Origin of the sequence: Actinosynnema sp. NPDC023658 (assembly GCF_040639995.1) — a bacterium.
GTDB lineage: Bacteria > Actinomycetota > Actinomycetes > Mycobacteriales > Pseudonocardiaceae > Actinosynnema.
In genome coordinates this window covers 1-3,713 of sequence record NZ_JBFAAX010000562.1, presented here as the reverse complement: position 1 = coordinate 3,713, position 3,713 = coordinate 1, and the positions used below count along the sequence as shown (strand labels likewise).

Below are 3,713 nucleotides of genomic sequence, written 5' to 3'. Positions count from 1 at the left end.
GCCGCCGAACACGGCGGGATCGGCAGTGGGCGGGGAGACGCCCGCGGGCAGGTCCGGGGCCGCGGGTGGTCGGCCACCGGCGCTCCCCGAAGTGTTGCCGTCACCGCCGAAGACTCGACCGAGGCCGTTGTAGCCGACGATCAGGTCCCAGGCGCCGCCGTCGGCGCTGCCGCCGACGTACGGCCGGTCGCCCGGCCACCAGGCGTGCAGCGCCACCCACCAGAACGAGGACGCCACCAGCACCGCACCCGCGCCCAGCAGGTCCAGGACGCGCCGCCGGACCGGCGCGGTGGTGCCCACCAGGTAGGCCAGGGCGACGGCGGGCACGATGATCCACGCTTGGAGCATCTTCGTGAGGAACCCGCAGCCGATGAAGAGCGCGCACCACGCCAGCCACCGGGTACGAGCGCCGTCCGTCGGCGCCTGCACCGACCGGGTGAAGGCGTAGGCCGACGCGACGAGCAGCAGCACCAGCAGCGTGTCGGGGTTGTTGTCGCGGTTGATCGCCACGGTGATCGGGGTGAGCGCCAGGATCGCCGCGGCGAGCAGGGCCGCGTGCTCTCCCGCCCACCGGCGGACGGTGCGGTGCAGCAGGAACACCGCGGCGACGCCCTCGACCGCCTGCGGCAGCAGCACCGCCCAGCCGTGGAAGCCCAAGACCGCGACCGACAGCGCCTGCGGCCACAGCGACATCGGCGGTTTGTCGACGGTCACCACGCCGACCGGGTCGAACGAGCCGAACAGGAAGTTGGCGGTGCTCGCGGTCATCGACTTCGCGGCGGCCGAGTAGAAGGGGTTGCCCACCTGTCCGGCGCCGATGTTCCACGCGTACAGCGCGGCGGCGACCGCGCAGATCACCGCGAGGGCCCACGCGGGCCACCGGGGGCGCGGTCCGGCGACTCCCGGCGTGGACGGGACCGCTTCGGTGGCGGCGGCGGTCATGCCTGGTCCTTTCCGTCGTTCCTCCGGAACACCCAACCGCGCAGCAGCAGGAAGCGACCCGCGGTGCCCAGCACCGAGGAGGCCAGCAGCACCGCCAGTTCCAGCGCACGGCCCGGTTCGGGGGCGAGCCGGTACAGCACGAGCAGCGCGGCGGAGGTGAAGGCGTAGTACAGGCCGAACACGACGAAGCCCTGCACGTGCGACTTGCCGCGGGCCTTGTCGCGGGCGGCGAAGGTGTAGCGGCGGTTGGCCTCGGTGTTGAAGAGGGTGGTGATCACCAGTGCGGCGAGGTTGGCCACCAGCACCGGCCACCACGTGCGGAACACGCCGTAGAGGGCCAGGTTCGCCGCCGTGGAGATGGTCCCGATGGCGGCGAAGGACAGCACCTGCCAGGACAGCCCGCCCTCGCTGCGGCTGAGCACCGCGTCGGGGTGGGTGGCGCGGAGTCGGGGCCGTCGCGGCAGTCCGGCCACCCGCGCGGTGCCGTTGGCCTTGGCGCGGGCGACGCGCACCAGACCCCTGATGTCCGCCCGCGCGGTGCCCAGGACGTCGCCCCGGCTGTCGACGACCTCGACCCAGTCGACGGGCACTTCGTGGACCCGCAGGCCGTTGTGCTCGGCCAGCAGCAGCAGTTCGGTGTCGAAGAACCAGGAGTCGTCGCGGACGTGGTCCAGCAGCGGTCGGATCACCTCCGCGCGGGCGGCCTTGAAGCCGCACTGGGCGTCGGTGAACCGCGCGCCGTGGGTGAGCCGGACGAGGGCGTTGTAGCAACGTGAGACGAACTCGCGCTTCGGGCCGCGCACGGTGCGCGAGCCGGGGGCCAGGCGGGAGCCGATCGCGAGGTCGGAGTGCCCGTTGACCAAGGGCGCGACCAGCGGCAGCAGCCCGTTCAGACCGGTGGACAGGTCCACGTCCATGTACACCACGACGGCGGCTTCGCTGGCTTCCCAGGACTCGCGCAGTGCCCGCCCGCGTCCCTTGCGGTCCAGGTGGTGGACCCGTACGCGGTCGAACCGGTCGGCCAGCTCGTGGGCGACCGCGAGGGTGTCGTCGGTGCTGGCGTTGTCGACCACGACGATGGTCCAGTCGAAGGGGAACTGCTCCGCGAGGAACTCGTGCAGCACCCGCACGCAACCCGGCAGGGCGCGTTCCTCGTCGTGCACGGGGATCATGATGTCCACACGGGTCGCGGCGGACGCTTCGGTGTCACGTCGCCCGGCAGCGGAGGGGTCTGCGCGTGTCGTGCTGGCCGACATGTGTTCTCCGTTCTCCTCGCACGCCCGCACCGGCCACGGCGTGACGACCGGTCGAGCGCCAAGCGTGGTGAACCGGTCGTGAGAACGGCCTTGGTTTCCCCTGAGAGATTCGTGAGAGCCCGGCCCCTCCCGGCCGGCCGCGCGCGAGCCGGCGTCAGTACCCTCGCGAGCCGGCGGTTGCGCAACGCGACGAGAGCGGGGCGGGGGATGCGGCTCCTCGTGGTGGACGACGACCCGGACGTGCGGGACAGCCTGCGGCGCAGCTTGGAGTTCGAGGGCTACGAGGTCGTCACGGCGGCCGACGGGGCCGAGGCGTTGCGGTTGCTCGCCGCCGCACCGGTGCCCGACCTGGCGGTCCTGGACCTGATGATGCCCCACGTCGACGGGTTGGAGACCTGCCGCCGATTACGCGCGGCCGGTCAACGGTTGCCAGTGCTGATGCTCACCGCACGTGACGCACTGGGCGACCGGGTGACCGGCCTGGACGCCGGCGCGGACGACTACCTGGTCAAGCCGTTCGCGCTGGAGGAGCTGCTGGCGCGGGTCCGCGCGCTGCTCAAGCAGAACCGGGGTCAGCGGCCGGCACCGCGGTTCCTGCAGTTCGCGGACCTGCGGCTCGACCCCCGGACCCGGGAGGTGGTCCGCGCCGGCCTGCCGATCGAGCTGACCCCCACCGAGTTCGACCTGCTCACCGTGTTCCTCGGCGTCCCGGGCAAGGTGCTCACCAAGCAGCACCTCAAGCACGCCGTGTGGGGGCACGACCCGGGCACGAACAACCTCGACGTCTACATCGGCTACCTGCGGCGCAAGACCGAGACCGGTGGCCTGCCGCGCCTGCTGCACACCGTGCGCGGGGTGGGGTTCATCCTGCGGGAACCGTCGTGACGGGCCGCGGGCGGATGTTGGTGCGCAGCCGGATCGCGCTGATCACCGGGTGCGTCGTCGCGGTGGCGATCGCCGCGATCAGCACCGTCACCTGGGTGACGACCCGGCACAACCTGCGCGCCCAGCTGGACGAGTCGCTGCTCGTGGGCCTGCCGCCCAGCGCGGTGCAGCCGCCACCGATCGCCCCGGAACCGGACTTCGGGCTGCTGTGCACCGCGAACCCGGCCAACGAGGAGCTGCAGCGCTTCCTGCGGGGCGCCCAGCTGATCCGGACCGACGGCACCATCTGCGCGCCCGCCGGGGTGGACCAGGTGGTCACCGACCCGCACGACCGCCAGGTCACCGCCACCACCCTGCGCGAAGGCCGAACCCGCTCGGGGACGCCGGTGCGCCTAGTGCTGCACCCGCTGCAGGACGGCGACGTCCTCGTCGTCAGCCGCAGCCTCACCGAGATCGACGAGACCCTCCACACCCTGGCCGAGGTGCTGGTCGTCGTGTCGGTCCTCGGGGCGCTGCTCGTCGCCGCGGCCGGGCAGCTGCTCACCCGGCGAGCGTTGACGCCGATGCGGCGGTTGACGGAGATTGATGCCCAGCTCGGTCGCGTAGGTCGGCACGTAGGTGATGTAGGAG

3 protein-coding genes and 1 pseudogene are annotated in these 3,713 nt (G+C 72.4%); 2 read left to right on the top strand and 2 right to left on the bottom strand.

Annotated features, from left to right (window positions below):
- Together AB0G02_RS31180 and AB0G02_RS31175 are read right to left on the bottom strand one after the other, a co-directional pair.
- Positions 1 to 942: glycosyltransferase family 39 protein (locus AB0G02_RS31180; protein ID WP_360801161.1), on the bottom strand; the 942-nt coding region annotated here is incomplete at its 3' end.
- Positions 939 to 2,114: a bifunctional glycosyltransferase family 2/GtrA family protein gene (locus AB0G02_RS31175; RefSeq protein WP_360801158.1), complete on the bottom strand. Its 1,176-nt coding sequence runs from the start codon at positions 2,112 to 2,114 to the stop codon at positions 939 to 941. The genes AB0G02_RS31175 and AB0G02_RS31180, both read right to left, overlap by 4 nt.
- A gap of 291 nt (positions 2,115 to 2,405) precedes the next feature.
- Between AB0G02_RS31175 and AB0G02_RS31170 the strand changes: the two genes are divergently transcribed.
- Positions 2,406 to 3,083 carry a response regulator transcription factor gene (locus AB0G02_RS31170; RefSeq protein WP_360801155.1) on the top strand — a complete coding sequence of 226 codons (678 nt, stop codon included), beginning with the start codon at positions 2,406 to 2,408 and terminating at the stop codon, positions 3,081 to 3,083.
- Positions 3,080 to 3,713 (top strand): annotated as a pseudogene (locus tag AB0G02_RS31165) (histidine kinase); the annotation flags it as partial. The gene AB0G02_RS31170 and the pseudogene AB0G02_RS31165, both read left to right, overlap by 4 nt.